Below are 17,704 nucleotides of genomic sequence, written 5' to 3' on the forward strand. Positions count from 1 at the left end.
ACGGACGCGATACATGACGCAAAACAACAAAGTGGTGTGGAGCGAGGGGCTGTTCTTGAGGCCCCAACATTTGCAGCAGCAGGAACGCTACCTGGAGCGCTTCGTGGAGCTTCGCTCCGGCGGACTGCGCCCGTATGCGTGGGGCTTTTACGAGCTGGAACTGGAAGCGGATTTGCTGGCGATCGGCAAAATCGGCATCAAGCGTGCACGGGGCGTGTTCCCCGACGGCACGCCGTTCTCGATGCCCAACGACGATCCCTTGCCGCCGGCGCTGGAAGTGGGGCCGAACTGGCGCGACGAAACCGTCTATCTGACCTTGCCGCTGCGTTCTCCCACCCAGCCGGACAGCGGACGCCCTGAAGCGCCGCCGGAAAAACTGTTCCGTTACCGCGCGCGCGAAGCTGAAGTGCGCGACGCGTCCGGCAGCGTGGACGGGCTGACCGTGCTGGAAGTCGGCGGCATGAGCAGCCGCCTGCTGCCGCAGTCGCAGCCGATGGAAGGGCTGTGCCAGATTCCGTTGGCGCGCATCGTCGAATGCCGCGCCGACCGCCGCGTGGTGCTGGACGACGCCTTCATGCCCACCGGTATGAGCTGCCAGGCCGTGCCGCGGCTGGTTACCTTTCTTACCGAATTGCTCGGCCTGCTGCACCAGCGCGGTGAGGCGCTGGCCAGCCGCGTTGCCGTGACTGATCGCGGCGGCGCGGCGGAAATCGCCGATTTCCTGTTGCTGCAGGTGGTCAACCGCTATCAGCCGTTGATCGCGCACCTGTCCGCAGCACCCGTCGCGCACCCGGAAGATATTTATCGCGTGGCCGTGTCGATGGCCGGCGAGCTGGCCACCTTTACCGCACCAGGCAAGCGGGCCCAGGCATTCCCGCCGTACCGGCACGAATTCATGCGCGAAAGTTTCGAGCCGGTGATCGTGGCGCTGCGCAACAGCCTGAGCGCGGTGATGGAACAGACCGCCGTGCCGATTCCGCTGCAGCAGCGCAAGTTCGGCGTGTGGGTGGCGGTGGTGCCGGATCTGACCTTGCTCGATACCGCGGCTTTCGTGCTGTCGGCCAAGGCGGATATGAAATCCGAAGACCTGCGTCGCCAGCTGCCTGCGCAGTCGAAGATCGGTCCGGTGGAAAAGATCCGCGACCTGGTGAATCTGCAATTGCCGGGTATCGCCGTGGCGCCGATGCCGGTGGCACCGCGACAGATTCCCTACAACGCCGGTTATCTCTACTTCGAGTTCGACCGCAATTCCACCATGTGGCGGATGCTGAAGACATCCGGCGGTATCGCTTTCCACTTCGGCGAAGAATTCGGCGGTCTTGATTTGCAACTCTGGGCGATCAGAGGCGGAACATGAGCCAAGGCAACGGCCCCAACGACGATATGCGCGACGCCACCATCGTGCGGCCGCACGGTGCGGCACCTGCGCCGTCCCCTGCCTACGCACCGGCGCCAGCGCCGGCAGCGGGTGCGCCGGCACAGCTCAACGAGTTCCTGGACAGCGGCAGCAATCCGCTGCTGCAGGCAGCCAGCCCGTTGCTGCTGCTTGCCGTACAGGTGCGCCACAGCGCCGCGCCCACCGACGCCAATCATCTGCGCGAGCAGGTCGTGGCGCAGATGCGCCGCTTCGAAAGCCTGGCCCAGGCGGCCAACGTGCCTTCGCAGACGATCCTCGCAGCGCGTTACGTGCTGTGCACGATGCTGGACGAGGCCGTGCTCAATTCGCCCTGGGGCGAACACAGCGGCTGGGCGCAGAAAACCCTGCTGGTGACCTTCCACAGCGAGTCCTACGGCGGCGCGAAGTTCTTCCAGATATTGGAACGCCTGTGTTCGGATTTCTCCAAGCACATCGATCTGATCGAGCTGATGTACATCTGCTTGGCGCTGGGTTTCGCCGGGCGTTATCACATCGAAGCCGGCGGCCGCGCCAAGCTGGCCGACATCCAGCAGGATCTTTACCAGCGCATCCAGGCGCAGCGCGCCCGGCCGGCCGACGAATTGGCGCCGCACTGGCGCGGCATCGACGATCGCCGCAATCCGCTGATCCGCTATGTGCCGCTGTGGGTGGTCGCTGCGTTTGCCGCGGTGATACTGCTGGGTGCGTTCGTCTTCTTCTACTCCCGGCTCAACGATCTTTCCTCGCCGATCAGCGGGCAGCTTGCGCGCGTAGGCCTGGAAAACGGCGTGCCGCCGGACACCGCGCGCCAGCCGCATCCAGCGCGCAAGAGCCTCAAGCAATTGCTGTCGCCCGAGGAACAGGCCGGTTTGCTCAGCGTGGATGAGCAAGCCAATGGCCAGGCGCAGGTGCGTCTGTCGGCCACCGGCATGTTCCCCTCCGGCGGCGTCGACGTAGGCGCCGATCAGATTCCGCTGCTGCACAAGATCACCGCTGCGCTGAACCAGGTGCAGGGCAGGGTGATCGTAGTGGGCCACACCGACGACCAGCCGATCCGCTCGCTGAAGTACAAGGACAACTTCGAGCTGTCTGCGGCGCGCGCCAAATCGGTCGCGGCCATTCTCAGCCAAGGTCTGGACAACGCCGCGCGTATCGAATCCAGCGGGGCAGGTTCGTCCCAGCCGATCGCCTTGCCGCCCGATCTTCCGGCCAACCGCACGCGTAACCGGCGCGTGGAAATCATGTTCATTCCGGAGGATTGAACCTCGTGAAGAAGCTGCTGACGTTGTTCAAATCCGGTTGGTTCATTGCGCTGATCGGCGTGGTGTTGCTGGCGGTACTGATCTGGATGGGCGGTCCGTATCTGGGGATCGGCGATTCGCAACCGCTGGCAAGTGCCGTCGCGCGCCTGGTGGCGATCGTGGTGATTCTCGCCGTGTGGGCGATCTGGTTGCAGGTGCTGCAACTGCGCGCGCGCAGCAAGGCGCGACAGATGTCCGGCGACATGGTTTCGCAGGATGCCAAGCCTCAAGGGGGCGATGGCGACGAGCGCAGCACCGCCGAGCGCACGCAACTGCAAGGGCGCTTTCAGGAAGCGGTCGATACGCTGCGCAAGAATCCGCGCGGCGGCAGCAACCTGTATACCTTGCCGTGGTATGTGGTGATCGGTCCGCCGGGGTCCGGCAAGAGCACGCTGCTGCAGAACTCGGGTTTGAATTTCCCCTTGTCCGAGCGCTTCGGCAAACAGGCGCTGCGCGGCGTGGGTGGCACCCGCAATTGCGATTGGTGGTTCACCGATGAAGCGGTGTTTCTCGATACCGCCGGCCGCTACACCATGCAGGACTCGGACCAGGCCACGGATGCTTCGGCCTGGAGCGAATTCCTCAAGCTGCTGCGCAAGTACCGCAAGCGCCGGCCGGTCAATGGCGTGCTGATTGCGATGAGCATGTCCGACCTGCTCACGCTGGACCAGAACGGCATGCAGGAGCACGTGCAGTCGATCCGTCGACGACTGGATGAACTGGCGACGCAACTGCGCATCGGCGTGCCGGTGTACCTGGTGCTGACCAAGTGCGACCTGATCGCCGGATTCACCGAATTTTTCGACGACCTCAACCCCGAACTGCGCAGCCAGGTATGGGGCGTGTCGTTCCCGGTCGAGCAGACCATGAACGGCGGTGCCGCCAAGCAATTTGCCGGCGAGTTCGATCTGCTGCTGAATCGTTTGCAGACGCGCATTCTCAGCCGACTGCATGCGGAGCGCGATCTCAACCGCCGCGCCGCGATCCTGTCGTTCCCGCGCCAGCTCGGCGCGATGCGCGAAACCCTGCGCCAGTTCGTCGAAGGCGTATTTACCGGCTATGCCTACGGTACGCCGCCGCTGTTGCGCGGCGTGTACCTTACGTCGGGTACGCAGGAAGGCACGCCGATCGACCGCATGATGACGGCCGTGGCGCGCACGTTCGGGCTCGATGCCGCGCAGGTGCACGCGCCGGGTGCGCAGCAGCGCACCTTCTTCGTCGAGCGCCTGCTCAAGGACGTGCTGTTCCGCGAGTCCGGTTTCGCTGGCACCAACCCGGCGCTGGAGCGGCAGAAGATCTTGCTGCAGGCCGCCTCGTATCTGGGCGTGCTGGTCGTGACCGTGCTGCTGCTGGCCGGGTTGATCGACAGCTACGGACGCAACAGCACTTACCTGGGACAGGTCGAGGATGCGCTGAAAAACTATCCGGCCACCAGCGATCTTTCCGGCGCGGATACGCAGAAGGAATATTTTGCGCGGGTGCTGGCCCGCCTGGAAGGTCTTTCCTCGGTGCAGGACGCTGCGCAGCAATACAAGGACCACGTGCCCTTGACCATGCGCCTTGGGCTGTACCAGGGCAATGCGGTCGGCGGCGAAGTGCACGATGCCTACGTGCGCGAGCTCAACGGTTTGCTGCTGCCGGGCGTGGCGTCGCAGTTCCGTACCGGCCTTACCGCCAGCAGCGGCGATCCGCAGGCGCTTTACTATTATCTGAAGGGCTATCTGATGCTGGGTGAGCCCGAGCACCAGAACGCGGACGAACTGGTGGCGCTCACCGATATCGAATGGCGCAAGGTCTTCCCGGGCGATCCGGTGCTGCAAAAAGCCTTGTCCAAGCACTTCAATGCATTGGTTTCCCAGCCTGGACAATTGCGCCCGCTGACCCTGGACGACGCGCTGGTGGAGCAGGCGCGCAGCACACTGCGCACCGCCGACCTTTCCACCTTGATCTACGGCAGCCTCAAGCTCAGTGCGGACAGTTCCGGACAGCCGCCGTTGCAGCTGGACAAGGAACTGGGCCTGTTGGGCAACGTGTTCCAGCGACGCAGCGGCGCATCCCTGGCGGAACCCATACCCGCGCTCTATACGCAGCCGATGTTCGCGCAAGAGGTCAACAAAGGTATCGAGCAGGCGGTCAAGCAGTTCACCAAGGACGACTGGGTATTCGGTGCCGGCAAGATCGATGCGATCCGCCAGGCCAGGCTGGCCCAGCAGGTGCTCGCGCTTTACCAGGACGACTACATCAAGACCTGGGACAACCTGTTGGGCGATCTGCAACTGCAACCCATCGGCAACATCCAGGACGCCAGCGCCATTGCCGGAAAACTCTCCGGACTCAGTTCGCCGTTGAAATCGCTGCTGATGCTGGTGCGCGACAACACGCACGACCTGCTGCGCGAGCCGCCGCCGAGCGACGCCGACAAGGCGGAAGGCGCGCTGAAGAAGGTGGCCGAAAGAAAGGCTACGCAGAGTGCGCTGATGCGTGCCCTGGCCGACAGCGGCGTCGGCACCGGCGAGGCCGAGGCCACTGCGGCCAAGCCCGGCGATGCGATTAGCGCGCACTTCGATACGCTCAACAAGCTGACCGACGGCGCACCGGGCAACACGCCGATCGATCACACGCTGAGCGTGCTCGACCAGCTCAGTAAAACGTTGCTGACCATGACCGACTTCAGCAACGCTGCCGGCCAACCCAACCCGCAATTGTTGATGGCCCAGCAGGAGGCCGCGCAGCTTCCGCCGCCGGTATCGGGCTGGGTCGCCGCGCTGACCGGCAAGAGCCAGGCACTGGTCGCCACCGGTACCACCGGTGCGCTGGGCGATGCGTTCCAGCAAGGCGTGGGCAAGGATTGCGCCAGCTTTACCGCTGGGCGATATCCGTTCTCGCCGAACAGCGCCACGGATATTCCGTTGCAAAATTTCGGCGAGCTGTTCGGCTACGGCGGTCGTTTCGACAGCTTCTACAAGCAGACGCTCGACAAGCTGGTCGACGCCAGCGGCGGCACCTGGAAATGGAAGACCGGCCCCGGTGCGGTAAGCGGTTCGCCGGGCATGTTGGCGCAAATGCAGCTGGCAGACAGCATCAAGCAGATGTATTTCCGCAACAACGGCAACGTGCCCGAGGTCGACTTCACCCTGGTGGCGCCGTCGCTGGATCCGGGCATCGGCAAGTTTGCGATGACCGTGGACGGGCAGAAGTTCGAATACCAGCCCGGCGGCACCAGCAGCATGGGCATGAAGTGGCCCGGCCCGCAGCCGGGGCACGTCACGATCTCCGCCTGGGATACCTCTGGCAATCTGCTCAGCACCTTCGATTACCAGGGCGACTGGGCGTTCTTCCATGCCTTGCAGGCCGCCAACCTGCAAAAGCAGTCGGACCTGCGCTATGTCGCCAATTTCAATTTCGGCGGACACGTGGCCAAGCTCACCATCCAGGCGGACAACCTGAAGAACCCGTTCCTCAATACCACCGTGCAACGTTTCAGGTGCGGAGGCTAAGCGGGGATGAATCCGACAGGGGCGGGGTTTTTTGGGAAGCTTCCGGGTGTGGGCGATTTCGTCCAGCGCCGCTTGCCGGCGCAGTTCGTCGACGTCTGGGACAAGCATTTCGAGCACGCGGTCAGCGACAGCCGCAACGCGCTGGGCGATACGTGGCAGCACGCTTATCGCAGCAGCCCGCCTTGGCGATTCCTGTTGTCTGCGCAGGTGTGCGGTGCTTCCGCCTGGGTAGGGGTGATGGGAGCGGGCGGCGATCGTGTCGGGCGCTGTTTTCCGATGGTGATCGCGGCGCCGCTGGATGATTTTTCCTCCGCTGCCCAAGTATTGCGGCATGGCGATGCATGGTATGCGGCGATCGAACGCGTTCACGTGGCGGCACAGGCCAACGCATCCATCGGCGTCGATGCCTTTGATGCGGAACTGCTCGCCCTGGCAGATATGCCGCTGGTCGAATCCGGGACAGCTGCGCCGCACGGACTGGAACACGTTGCCTGGCAAAACGCGCAGCAATGGCGCCTGCCGTTGCCGGACCGCCGCGCCGATGGCGATTTCCTCGCCGACCTGTGGGAGCGCGTTGCCGAAAGCGGCAGCGGCTGGTGCCTGTGGTGGACCCGCGGTGGCGGCCACGTACCGCCCAGCGTGCTGGTGACGCGGGGCTTGCCGCAGCCGTCCACTTATGCGGGTTTTCTCGACGCGGGGCATGCCGACGAAGGCTGGCAATCGCTGGGTGTGTTCCAGCCGCCGGCGCATCACCATTCGCATCCGCAGCAGGCAGCCAACGTGTCGGTCACGGCACCGGTCGTTGCATCCGCGCGGCAATTGCTGCCGGACGACTTGAGCGAGCTGTTCGCCGATCTCGTGCCGCAGGTATCCATGTCGGTTGCTGGCAGCAGCACGCAGGAGGAAAGCCCGCGCGCAGACAGCGCCGGCGCCACCACGGCCTACCGCAGCGATATCGCCCTGGCGCTGGTTGCCGCCGACGAAGGCGGCCACGACCCGCGCCGACAGGCTGCGGCTGCGGCCAGCCAGGTGGCGAACGAGCTGAGCGCGGGCGATCTGGCCAACGATTTGCAGCCGCTGCGGCAACGGTTGCTGGCGCTGCATCCGCAGTTGCGCGAGCGCAGCGAAGACCTGATCAACCCCATTCCGGAAGACGGTTCGGTGATCGCCGTACACCTCAGTCGGCGCTGGGCCAACCTGTTGCGCATCGGTACGGCGGCGGCCTGGCATTGGCGCAACGGAGCGCTGCAATCGCTGTTTTCCACGGCAACGGCATCCGGCGAAGAGAACGCGCTGGGCGGCGATTTCGACGATCTGCTGTTTACCCGCGCGGCGCCGGTGGCTTCCGGCCTGGGCGGCCCGGCCGAACCGTTGTGCGACGAAGTGGTGTGCGCGGTGGAGGAGGGCGACCGCCTGTTGCTGGTGGTTACGCAGAACCTCGTGCAACTTTCGCCCGATATCTACGCACGTGCGCTGGCCATGCCGTCCTGCGACGAAGCGCGTGCGCGCGTCGCGGCTGCGGCGGGCTTGGGGGCCGAGCCGGCAAGCTGGCCGTTGACCGTGATCGAGGTGACGTCGTGACGCTGCATTACTCGTCCGTGGGGCACACCGATACCGGCAAGGTCCGCGGGCACAACGAGGACGCGATCCTGGTGCGCGAGGATGTCGGCCTGTGGGTGGTGGCCGATGGCCTGGGTGGGCATTCGGCCGGCGACTACGCCAGCAGCTTGATCGTAGAGCGCCTGGGCGGCCTGCCGCGCAACGGCAGCGTGTTCGACTTCGTGGAATCGATCGAAGACGCGCTGGTGCAGGTGAACGCCGACCTGCGCAACGCCGCCCGGGAACGCAACGTCGACGTCATCGGCTCGACCGTGGTGGTGCTGGTGCACGACAAGGAGTTCATGCTTTGCGGCTGGGTGGGCGACAGCCGCGGCTATTGCTTCGAAGAGGGACGCCTGCGGCAGATCACGCGCGACCACGTGCACGGCCACAAGAACGACGACACGCGGCTGGGGCAATCGCCGCCCGCCGGTTCCGGCGTGCTGACCCGCGCCATCGGTGCCGAAGAGACGCTGTTCGTCGATTGGGTGGTGGCCGGCAATCGTCCCGGCATGGCGTTCCTGCTGTGCACCGACGGCATCAACAAAGAACTGTCCGACGCCGAGTTGGACGAAGAGTACCGCACGCATTCCGATCCGCAGATTCTGTTGGCCCGATTGTTCGAGCTGTCGCTCGGTCGCAGCGCGCGCGACAACATTTCCGCCGTGATCGTGCGGCTGCAGGATTGAACCTTTACCGCACGCCATGACCTCCCTGACCGAACTGATCGAAGATTTTCACGCGCGCCGCCGCAAGCTGCCGGAACTGTTCCAGGCGCTGACCGACCGCGGCCCGCAGCCGGACGAGGTGTTCCGCGCCGACGTCGCGCAGATCGAGCGTGCCCAGGGCGAAGGAGTGCTGACTCCGGAAATCGCGCGTGCACTGATCGCCAAGATGAGCGCCGTGCAGCACGTGGCGGGCACCGGGTCGGACGATGCGACCGTAGTGAAGCCGACCTCGGCCCCCGCCAGCGATGCCTCCCGGGAGGCGGAAGTCACCCAGGTCAAACCGCGAACCGCACCGGCGTCTTCGGATGCCGAGGCCACCGTGGTCAAACCCGCCTCGACACCGTCGCAAACCACTACCGGACACACCGCGCAGACGACCGGCGGCGCCACCGGCAGCTCCATCAGCAGCAGCTCCAGCGAAAGCTGGCAGCGCGTGGCGCAGGCCGAGGGCGGCGAATACGCAACCGTGGGCATGTTGTTGAAAGGGCGTTTCCTGCTCGAGCGCGAAATCGGCCGCGGCGGCATGGGCGTGGTGTTCCTTGCCCGCGACGAGCGCAAGGTCGAGGCACGCGACCGCGATCCGTATGTCGCGGTGAAAGTGCTGAATGACGAATTCCGCCGCCATCCCGATTCGCTGATTGCGCTGCAGCGCGAAGCACGTCGTTCGCAGTTGCTGGCGCACGACAACATCGTGCGCGTGTTCGACTTCGACAAGGACGGCACCATCGTTTTCATGACGATGGAATATGTCGACGGCCAGGACCTCAAGGCCTTGATCCGCGAGCGTGCGTTCAACGGCATGTCGCTGCCCGAAGCGCGGCCGCTGATCGAAGGCATGTCCTGGGCGCTCAAGCGCGCGCACGGTGCCGGCGTGGTCCACTCGGACTTCAAGCCCGGCAACGTGATGGTCACGCGCGAGGGCATACCCAAGGTCTTCGACTTCGGTATCGCACGCGCAGGCAAGCATGCCGGCGACGTCGCCGGCGAGCAGACCTTGTTCGATGCCGGCACCCTGGGCGCGTTGACGCCGGCCTACGCCAGCCTGGAAATGATCCAGGGCAAGGAACCGACCCCCAGCGACGACATCTATGCGCTGGGCTGCGTGTCGTTCGAACTGCTTACCGGCAAGCATCCGTTCGACAAGGTGAGCGCGGAAGTCGCCTTGCGCGAAGGCCTGCGCCCGCCGCCGGTGCCCGGCCTGACCAAGCGCCAATACAAGACGCTGTGCGACGCGGTGGCTTTCCACGGCGGACAGCGCCTGAAGACGGTGGCCGAATTCATCGAGGGCATGCGCGAGATCAGCCTGCGCGAACGCATCGGACCGCAGCTCGCCTACGGTGGCGGTGCGCTGGTGCTGCTGATCGGTGCCGGCTGGGGCATCACCCATTACCTGCACAACCGCAACGTGGCGCACCTGATCGAGCGCTTCGGGCCCAATGCGCCCGATCGTTACGGCAACGAAGACCAGGCGGCACAGGCCCTCAATAGCTTGAGCGACGACGAGCGCAAGAGCATCGTGCTCGATCAGGGCGACGTGATTCAAAGCTACCTGATGAATCGCATCAACAATTACTGGGATCCGGCGCAAAACCGCTACGACTACGCCGGCACCCAGCACGTGTTCCAGTTGCGCGACCAGCTGAAGCTATATTCGCCCCAGCTGGATGCCAAGCGCAGCGCCATCGAGCAGCAGAAAAACGATCTGTTGAACACGCTCGATACGCAATTGACGCAACGCATCGATGCCGGCGCCATTTTCGAAAGCCAGCCGAACAACGCCGTGCAGACCCTGGCGCAGATCCGGGCGATCGACCCGCATAGCGCATTGCTGCAAAACGCCGAGCTGGAATTGAAGTACGACATCGCCATCGGCCAGGCATTGAGCGCCGACCACGTCGACGAAGCCAAGGCAGACCTGGCATTGGCCACGCGGCTGTTCCCCGATTCGGCGCGCTTGAAGCAACGTGAGGCGCAGCTCGCCGGCATGGGCGCGGTGGCAGTGACGCCCTCGGCGGCAACGGCACAGAGCCTGCCGCAGGCCCGCAAGGCGCTGGCGGCCCTGATTGCCCAACCGGCGATGACCCCGGAATGGCAGCAATCCGTCGCCACTGCGATGAGTGCGCTGCGCGGCGACAACGCCCCCGATACGCGCAAGCTGGTCGACAGCCTGGCCAGCACTATCGCCACCCAGGCCAGTACGCAGACCGATCCGCTGCAACTGCAGCAGGCCAGCAACCTGGTCAACCTCGGCTTGCAATACGCGCCGCAGTCCGCGCCGTTGCGGGCGCAACGCAGCCGCCTGGATACCTTGCTACAACAACAGCAGGCGCAGCTCAACCAGGAAAGCGTTGCCGCCGAAGTGACGTCGCGCATCGAGTCGGTCAAGCGCGCCGCGGCGGCCAACGACATCGGCAAGGCGGAAGAATCGCTGGCGCGCATCCGCAGCCTGCAGCCGGATAACGCTTTCCTTACCCAGGATGGTCCGCAGCTGCTCGCCGCCGCGTATATCGGCCAGGCCGATGCATCGGCTCAGCACAGCCGCTACCAGGCCGCCGCCGATCTGTTGGGCCGTGGCATGAAGACGCTGGGCGCCCGACCCGACTTGCGCAACGCCAAGGCCCGTTACGACCTGGTCGTCGCGGTCATGGCGGCACGCGGCAAGTCGGTGACCAGCTCCGACCTGGACCGCATGAAGAAACAGCTGGCCGATGCGCGTAAGGCCGATTCGGACGGATTGAAGCAGTTGGAATCGGACATGAAGCAGCGCGGCCAGCTGGAAGGCAGCCTGGCGGATCTGCTCAACGGCATGAAGCCGGCCGAATCCACCGCACCGGCTTCGCTGCCGGCGACGCCGACGCAACCGGTTGCCGGCACCACGCCGGTTCCCGGGACGCCGGCTGGGAAGCCGTCGCCCAATGGCAAAACTGCCGCCAATACCGCAGCGCCTGCCGCCGGCAATGTGGCCACTCCGGTTGCCGGTGCACCCAGCGCGGACCCCTGCAACCGTCCTGAGCTGATCGGCAAGGGCAGGGTCTGTTTCGACACCCTGGGCCAGCGCCACGGCCCTTCGTTGGTGGTGGTGCCAGGCGTGTCCGGAGGCAAGCCGTACGCGTTGTCGCGCGCGGAGATCACGGTCGCCGAATTCAATCGTTTTTGCAGTGCCACGGGGCAGTGTTCGGCGCAGTCGAGCAGCGACCCGGATGCCGGCAGCCTGCCCATCAGCAACATCAGCCTGGCCCAGGCCAAGGCGTATACGGCGTGGCTCAGTTCCGCCAGTGGCGGCTATGTTTATCGCCTGCCGACCGATGCGGAGTGGATGCACGCAGCCAAGGGCGGCGGTAGCTGGTCGCAGGCCTCGGACAGCAATTGCATTCCGCCGACGGCCGGCAGCGGCGATGACAGTGGCGCCGCCCCGATTTCGGCGCGCGGCCGCGAAACCAATCCGTGGGGCTTGGTGAATGTGACAGGTAATGTGTGGGAATGGGTCACCAGCGGTGGCGGTGTGATGGTGCGCGGCGGCAGCTATAACAGCTACTGGTCCGATTGCACCGTGGACACGCATCGGGAAGACACGGGTGCACCACAGAAAGATGTAGGGTTCCGCGTGCTGAGGGAGCTCAAATGACCGAACGGGAGCGTCACGTCAATCAAAGCCTGCGCGCACTGGACGAAGCGCACCGGCTTGGCCGGATCACCCGGGAGGAATACCGGTCGCGCCGTCGGCACCTTTTGGGCACGATGAGCGAAAGCCACGCGGTGACGGCGCGCAATGCGATCGTGCGCCCCGTGACTCGCCAGCATAGTGTCCAGCCGGACACGCAAGGCGATGTGCTGCCCGGACTGTTTCCGCCTCGGCATACCACCCGCAAGCTGGTGGTGGCCTTGGTCGCGGTGGTGTTGCTATGTGCCTTGCTGGTGTACGGCTGGCTTCGTATGTGACGGATGCGTGAAGCAAAAAAGATGCCTTCGGGTCAACCGGCTGCATGATCTTGCCGCTTGGAACCTAGTACGAATTCGAGGCATCATAAGCAGTCTGGCACCGTGGCACGGCAGGGGGCTGCAAGGGAATGGCGACACCGTCGCCCTTGCGCGCGTACTTCGCCAGGTAAGGGGTCCGAGTAAGCACATTTGATTGAAAGGGAGCGCAGGGCGCGCTCCCTCACCCAGAGTCACCACCGCGTTTCGATTCAGAGGGAAAGTATCGTGCGGATTGCATGCATGGCAGCAGCATTGTCGTTGGCGTTGGGTAGCAGCGCGATTTGGGCGCAGGGCACGACGTCTACACCGGCGCAGAACATCCTGGTCAGCGGTGTACCGGCATCATCGCCGGATATTCAGAAAATCATCGATGGGGAATATCAAAAGGCAGCAGTCGGCGCAGGCGCCGGCGGTGTGGGTGCGCTCGATCACGCGCACCTGCAAAAGCTGGCCGAGCGCATTACGGCTGCGCTGAAGAAAGCCGGCTATCCCCAGGCGCACGCCTATCTGGCGGACCAGTTCGCCACTTACAGTTTCGGGCCCGGCGCCAAGGGCGCAACGGCCAATGCGGAAGCTGCGGCCAGCGTTACGCCGCCGCCGACCGCCGCACAGGGCGGCGCCCTGGCGTCGGCTCCCAGCGAGGCCGGTGTGGTGCCTCCGGTCGCAGAACGCGAAAGCGGCAGCGCCGCAACCCAGCAGATTGCCGTACGCGGTTTCCGCGTCAACGGCGTGGGCGATCACCCCGATGCGGGCATTACCTTCGACAGCATCCAGGGCATGGCCAACGCCCAATACCGCAAGCTCGGCGGCAGCGCCAGCCAGCCGGCGATGCTGACCTTCGCGCAGATGCAGGAAGTCGCTGACAAGATCACCGACCGGTACCGCAAGGCCGGTTTCATCGTGGCCGACGCGTTCCTGCCGGCGCAGACCATCGGCAACGACCAGATGGTGCAGATCCAGATTCTGGAAGGCCGCGTGGGACGGGTCATCGTCAAGGGCAACAAGCGCTATTACGCCGGTGTCATCGCGGCGCCGGCGCAACAGCTCAAGGGCGAACCGCTGCAGAAGAGCTCGGTCGATTCCGCCCTGCTGTACGTGCGCGATCTCCCGGGCGTAACGGTGGCTTCCACCTTCCAGCCCGGCCAGCAGACCGGCGACACCGATCTGATCATGGTGGCGCACGAGGCACGCAATCCGTTCACCTTCACCACCGGTGCGGACAACTACGGCACCTCGCTTACCGGCCGTTATCGCGCCAACGCAGGCGTCACCTGGAACAGCCCGCTGGGCATCGGCGACAGCCTTGCCGCGAACGTGGAATACGCGCTCGACCCGAACCAGAACGCCTACGGTTCGTTGAATTACACCGCGCCGCTGGTGGTCGTCCCGGGCGTGGATTTTGCCGGCGGCGTCACGCGCAGCCAGCTGCAGATCAACTCCGGCAATTTTGCGGCGCTGAAGGTGCGCGGCCCGACCACCACCTGGTTTGCCGGCAGCGACTGGAAATTCATCAACACCGACGACCTGAAGATGCAGACCTCGCTGCACGTGATGCGCGAGCAGTCGATCCTCAGCACGCCGGGCATGGAGCTGTCGAGCGAAAAGTTCAACGTGCTCGAACTCGCCTATGCGATGAACCAGACTGATCGCCGTTTCCACGGCGTGAACCTGTTGCAGGTGACGGTGCGCAAGTCGCTCGACGACCAGTCGCATGAACCGGACCTGGTCGCCCCCGATCACGCCCACGATTTCACCGTGGCGAAGGTGTCGTACACGCGCCTGCAGTTCCTCACCGACGCGCAGCGCCTGTACTTCAAGTTCAACGGACAGTGGACCCCGGACGCGCTGGTGCCGATGGAGCAGTTCACCATCGGCGGCCCGGACAGCGTGCGCGCCTATCCGATTGCCGACGGCTTGACGGATCGCGGTTACTACACGTCGCTGGAATACCACGTCGACGCCCCCGGCTTCGGCAACGTCGCCTCGCCGTTCTACGGCCGTCCGTGGCGTGAATTGCTGGAACTGGAAACCTTCCTCGATTACGCACGCGGCTTCGCCGCCGGTGCAGACCTGCGCAGCAGCACGCCTCCGCTGAACTTCAGCGGTTTCGGCGCCGGTTTCATCTTCCGCCTGCCGCAGTTCCATCATCTCGAATTCCATCTGGACGGCTCGGTGCCCATCGGTAGTCAGCAGGCATCGGATCGTCACGGATATCACGTATATGGACGTATGGGCTTGACCTTTTAATGGAGACGGTCATGAACACGAGCAACGGCAAGCAGCACATTTCCCGTCACCCCAATGGATTGCAGGTATTTCGGCGCAAGCTGCTGCCGGCCAGCATGATGTCGCTGCTGGGCCTATTCGCCTACGGCAACGATGCCTGGGCAGGCGGCCACGTATCGGTCAACACCACGCCGACCGGCGGATCGATCGTCGGCGGCAACGGTACGATCCTGCAGAACGGCGCCCTCACCACGATCCAGCAGAATTCGCAGCTGCTGTCGATCAATTGGCAAAGCTTCAACGTGGGCGCGAACGCCTCGGTGCTGTTCAAGCAGCCTTCGTTCACTTCCGTTGCGCTCAACCGCATTCTCGACCAGAACGCCAGCCAGATTTTCGGCCACATCAATTCCAACGGCCAGGTGTTCCTTATCAACACCCACGGCATCATTTTCGGCCGCACGTCGCAGCTGAATGTGGGCGGCCTGATGGCCAGCACGCTCGACCTCACGCCCACCGACTTCCTCTCCAATCATTTCAACCTGGATGCGCACGGCGGCAGCGCCGGCATCGTCAACCACGGCACGATCGATGCGGCCAGCGGTTCGGTCAGCCTGGTCGGCGGACAGGTGGTCAATGACGGCCTGATCATCGCCAATTACGGCCACATCAACCTCGACGGTGCCGACCGCGCCGTGCTCGATTTCGACGGCGACGGCCTGATCGACATCCAGATCACCGGTGCGCTGCAGAAGCGCCTCAACGCCGACGAAGCCGCGGTCACCAACAAGGGCAAGCTGCAGGCGGATGGCGGCACCGTAGTGCTGCAGGCTTCCGCGGCGAAGGACCTGTTCACCAACCTGGTGAACAACACCGGCGTCGTCAGCGCCGGCGGCATCAGTACCCATGGCGGCAAGGTGCAGTTGATCGCCAGCGGTGGCAACGCCGTAACCAGCGGCACCATCGACGTTTCCGGTGCGCAGGGCGGTAGCGTGCAGGTGCTGTCGGATCAGAATGTTTCCGTGACCGGCAATATCAATGCGTCAGGTACGAATGGCGGCGGCAGCATCCGCGTCGGCGGCGGTTTCCACGGCGGAGAAGGGCTGACCACGGCCAATACCGCGTATGTCGGCCCATCGGCCACGCTCAATGCCGATGCCACCCAAACGGGCAACGGCGGCTCCGTCGTGGTCTGGGGCAACCAGGGCAACGATTTCGAAGGCAGCATCACGGCGCGCGGTGGCGCGCTGGGTGGGAATGGCGGGCAGGTCGAAACCTCGGCGCACAACGGATTGAATGCGGACGGTGACGTGAATGCCTCTGCAGCCCACGGCACGACCGGTTCGTGGTTGCTCGATCCTTACAATGTAACGATCGGAGGCAGCAACTCCGGATATAGCACGATCAACGGTTCGGGCACGGTCGAGTACAGCGCGAACGCCAATTCCTCGAACATCAAGGCCAGCACAATTGGCGCTGCCCTGAATAACGGTACCGATGTATTTGTCTACACCAACAATGCGGGCGGTTCGCAGAACGGCGACATCACCGTCAGCAGGGGGATCACTGCCAACGGGCAGGGTTCGCTTTACCTGCAGGCGTCCGGCAGCATCTTCGTCAATAACAATATTTCCGGAGATAATTTCGGCGACGCGCTGAATGTTTATCTGTGGGCCAATTATTCCGGTACTGGCGGTGCAACCGCTTATTCCAGGGGGACTTGCGCATCCAGCACCGGTTGCGTCGTGCAGATAGGGAATGGCGCCGGCATCACGACCAACGGCGGCAACCTCGATATCGAGACGAACGGTGGGGTGTCTCTCGCTGCGGGCTCCGGTGGCGGTTCCTCCATTTCGACAGGTGGAGGTAACGTCACCATTGGAACCAGCAGCAACCCGGTTAACTCGCTCTCGGTGACTGGCGGTTCCTCCATTGCCACTTTTGGCGGCAACATCGACGTAGAGACCGGCGGTCAGGCTTCCGTCGACTCGACGTCTTACATCGACACCACCAACACGGTTGGAGCACTCGGCAACCTCGCCATCAATGCCGGCGCCGGCATCAATGCGGCAGGCGCGCTGACTATTTCCGGAACCACGACACTCAACGGCGGCGCCGGTGCTATTTCCGCATATGACAGCGGCAACGGAAACAACAACCTCGTAGGGACGGTTTCCATTACCAACGAGGGCAATAACGCCGTTATCGTGAGCAACGACAGCGGCGTGCTCAACCTGGGCAAAGTGTCCGTAGGAACGAGCACGCTATCGCTCTCCGGTGTAGGCATTGCCCAGAGCAGCGGAACCACGATTAGTCAGGCATCGGGTACAAATCCCGTCACCAGCGAGGCGGTCACGCTAATCGGCGGTTCGGCGGCCATCACGTTGAACAATGCCAATGATTTTGTCGGAGGCATAACCGCCAGCAACAGCGGTGCTTCCAATGGCATTACGCTGAACAACGGCAGTAACGCAATGACGTTGGCCGGTGTCACGGCGGGCGGCGGCCTGCTTGCCACCAGCACCGGTGGCATCGACCTCGCCGGAACCATCACCACCGGTACCGGGCAAAATTACCAGGGCGCGGTGACGCTGACGGCAGACAGCTCGCTGGCGAGCAACACCGGCGGGGCCATTGTCTTTAATTCAACGGTGGACGGTGCGCAGAACCTTTCCATTACCAACGGCGGCACGACCACCTTCAATGGCACCGTCGGCAGCACTGTCGCATTGCAATCCTTGAACGTGCTGGGCGGCGGCAAGACCGTCCTGGACGCCAATGTCACCACGGCGGGCACTCAGAGTTACGGCACTTTGGCGCTTGGCAACAGTGTCATCCTTGCCAGCACGTCGGCAGGGGTGACATTCAACGGCACCGTCGACAATGCGACGTCGACTACGCAGGAAGCGCTGACGATCAATGCAGCCGGTCCGGTGGCCTTCGACGGCGCCGTCGGCGCCATCGGCAACGGTGCGCTGAGCA

9 protein-coding genes are annotated in these 17,704 nt (G+C 64.2%); all 9 read left to right on the plus strand.

The window, feature by feature from the left end; all coding sequences use genetic code 11:
• Positions 1 to 13 precede the first annotated feature (13 nt).
• Positions 14 to 1,357 carry a type VI secretion system baseplate subunit TssK gene (gene tssK / locus ISS99_RS00400; protein ID WP_204629583.1) on the plus strand — a complete coding sequence of 448 codons (1,344 nt, stop codon included), beginning with the start codon at positions 14 to 16 and terminating at the stop codon, positions 1,355 to 1,357.
• A complete protein-coding gene (icmH, locus tag ISS99_RS00405; RefSeq protein WP_204629584.1) occupies positions 1,354 to 2,658 on the plus strand; it encodes a type IVB secretion system protein IcmH/DotU in 1,305 nt (434 codons plus the stop codon). The genes tssK and icmH overlap by 4 nt, the downstream gene beginning before the upstream one ends.
• Before the next feature lie 5 nt (positions 2,659 to 2,663).
• Entirely contained in the window at positions 2,664 to 6,194 is a 3,531-nt protein-coding gene (tssM, locus tag ISS99_RS00410; protein WP_204629585.1) for a type VI secretion system membrane subunit TssM, read from the plus strand.
• A 6-nt stretch (positions 6,195 to 6,200) separates the two neighbouring features.
• Positions 6,201 to 7,775 carry a type VI secretion system-associated protein TagF gene (gene tagF, locus ISS99_RS23100; protein WP_239537512.1) on the plus strand — a complete coding sequence of 525 codons (1,575 nt, stop codon included), beginning with the start codon at positions 6,201 to 6,203 and terminating at the stop codon, positions 7,773 to 7,775.
• Positions 7,772 to 8,482: a PP2C family protein-serine/threonine phosphatase gene (locus ISS99_RS23105; protein WP_284343817.1), complete on the plus strand. Its 711-nt coding sequence runs from the start codon at positions 7,772 to 7,774 to the stop codon at positions 8,480 to 8,482. Before tagF ends, ISS99_RS23105 begins: the two co-directional genes overlap by 4 nt.
• 16 nt (positions 8,483 to 8,498) lie before the next feature.
• Complete coding sequence (locus ISS99_RS00420; RefSeq protein ID WP_204629586.1) at positions 8,499 to 12,146, plus strand: bifunctional serine/threonine-protein kinase/formylglycine-generating enzyme family protein; 3,648 nt, start codon at positions 8,499 to 8,501, stop codon at positions 12,144 to 12,146.
• Positions 12,143 to 12,460, plus strand: a complete 318-nt coding sequence (locus tag ISS99_RS00425; protein ID WP_204629587.1) for a hypothetical protein — start codon at positions 12,143 to 12,145, stop codon at positions 12,458 to 12,460. The genes ISS99_RS00420 and ISS99_RS00425 overlap by 4 nt, the downstream gene beginning before the upstream one ends.
• Before the next feature lie 279 nt (positions 12,461 to 12,739).
• The gene (locus ISS99_RS00430; protein WP_204629588.1) at positions 12,740 to 14,746 is read left to right on the plus strand and encodes a ShlB/FhaC/HecB family hemolysin secretion/activation protein; all 2,007 of its coding nucleotides are present in this window, start codon (positions 12,740 to 12,742) and stop codon (positions 14,744 to 14,746) included.
• 11 nt (positions 14,747 to 14,757) lie between these two features.
• Positions 14,758 to 17,704 (plus strand): beta strand repeat-containing protein (locus ISS99_RS00435; RefSeq protein ID WP_204629589.1); only part of this gene is annotated, 2,947 nt, incomplete at its 3' end.

It is taken from the genome of Dyella mobilis, from assembly GCF_016904945.1.
In the GTDB taxonomy this organism is placed as follows: Bacteria; Pseudomonadota; Gammaproteobacteria; order Xanthomonadales; family Rhodanobacteraceae; genus Dyella_B; species Dyella_B mobilis.

Bases quoted from the DNA above. Each gene is read 5' to 3' on its own strand.
- ISS99_RS00430 (WP_204629588.1), top strand. From the start codon at position 12,740: ATGGCAGCAGCATTGTCGTTGGCGTTGGGTAGCAGCGCGATTTGGGCG.
- ISS99_RS00425 (WP_204629587.1), top strand. From the start codon at position 12,143: ATGACCGAACGGGAGCGTCACGTCAATCAAAGCCTGCGCGCACTGGAC.
- tssK (WP_204629583.1), top strand. From the start codon at position 14: ATGACGCAAAACAACAAAGTGGTGTGGAGCGAGGGGCTGTTCTTGAGG.
- tagF (WP_239537512.1), top strand. From the start codon at position 6,201: ATGAATCCGACAGGGGCGGGGTTTTTTGGGAAGCTTCCGGGTGTGGGC.
- icmH (WP_204629584.1), top strand. From the start codon at position 1,354: ATGAGCCAAGGCAACGGCCCCAACGACGATATGCGCGACGCCACCATC.
- ISS99_RS00420 (WP_204629586.1), top strand. From the start codon at position 8,499: ATGACCTCCCTGACCGAACTGATCGAAGATTTTCACGCGCGCCGCCGC.